Origin of the sequence: Paenibacillus tianmuensis, from assembly GCF_900100345.1 — a bacterium.
Taxonomy (GTDB): domain Bacteria; phylum Bacillota; class Bacilli; order Paenibacillales; family NBRC-103111; genus Paenibacillus_G; species Paenibacillus_G tianmuensis.
Genome location: NZ_FMTT01000109.1, coordinates 1 through 1,250, shown reverse-complemented (window position 1 = coordinate 1,250; position 1,250 = coordinate 1). Strand labels below are relative to the sequence as shown.

General features: G+C 52.3%; 1 protein-coding gene and 1 pseudogene. Both read right to left on the bottom strand.

From position 1 onward, the window contains the following. Positions 1 to 224: pseudogene (locus tag BLO51_RS28350) on the bottom strand (peptidase M4 family protein); the annotation flags it as partial. A gap of 131 nt (positions 225 to 355) precedes the next feature. Further along, positions 356 to 1,250 (bottom strand): M4 family metallopeptidase (locus tag BLO51_RS28345; protein ID WP_143007034.1); only part of this gene is annotated, 895 nt, incomplete at its 5' end.

Below are 1,250 nucleotides of genomic sequence, written 5' to 3'. Positions count from 1 at the left end.
TCGACGGATTTGCCGATCTGGAAGCTTTCTTGCTTGGATTCAAGGTACTTCCAGATTTTGTCCTCCCCGGTTACGGCTTGCGGCGCGCTCCAGTTCTCCTCGGTAATCAATTGAGGGGCAAATCCTCCAAAGGGAGCGGACGGGTCTTGTGGAGCAGCATGCACGGCTTGTACGCTTCCGAGCAAAAACGCTCCTGTAATAATCGATGACCATACTTTTAACATATAAATTCATCTCTCCTTTTAGCGGTTTGAGTGAATTAGAAACTGGTTTTTCCGGTGGCGGACGACAAACCAAAGGCCGGTGGCTTTTGGTTTGTCGTCCGCTCGTCCTTGCCGTGAATGTTGCGCTAAAATTAGTTCACGCCGACGGCAGTGTACGCTTTTTTAATGGCGGCAACTTGGGCAGAATTCGCTCCGTACAAGTCGGTTGCCGCCGAAATGGCAGCGACGCGCATGGCCGAGAAGTTCGAATACGGAGTCAGGTACTTGACGAGGGCTTTATAGAAAATTTGCTCAGCCGCATCGCGTCCGATGCCGTTCACGGTTACGCCGTAGTGCGTGCCACCTTGGGCGATCAGGTAGTAGGCTTTGTTGTTGATACCACTGTTAATATGCACGCCGCCGTTATCATTACCACCTTTGTAACGGTCTTGATAGCGGTCGGGCTGTCCGAAGAGCTTCGGATTCTCCATAGAACGGAGGGCGGGTTTTGTGAGGGTTACCAAGTCGCCGAGCAGCCAGTTTTTGGCTTCGACCGCATTCCCCATAATGTCGGCGATCGATTCGTTCAGCGCTCCGGACTCGCCCCAGTATTCCAGATCGGCCGTTTTATCTATAACGCCGTGAGTCAATTCGTGGCCAACGACGTCCGGATCGGCAGAGAGCGGTCTGAAGATTTTGCCTCCGTCTCCGTACACCATTTGCACTTTGTTCCATCCGGCATTGTCCCATTTGTCGCCGACGTGCACGCTTGATTTAAGCTGGTAGCCTTTGCCATCAATGCTGTTGCGGCCAAATTTATTTTTATAGAAATCGTACACTTTCTCGGCGTAGGCATGCGCATCGACCGCTGGGCCGTCGTTCCAAATATTGTTTGGACTGGTGAGCAGCGTTCCCGGCAGTGGTGAACTCTGGTAGCCCGCGCTGTATGTGACGATTCCTTGCCCGCGCGTCGTATCTTTCAATTGATAGGTAGAGCCGGATTGCGTAGTTGTAAACGTTTTCGTATCTCCGAGCACGCCTTTTCCG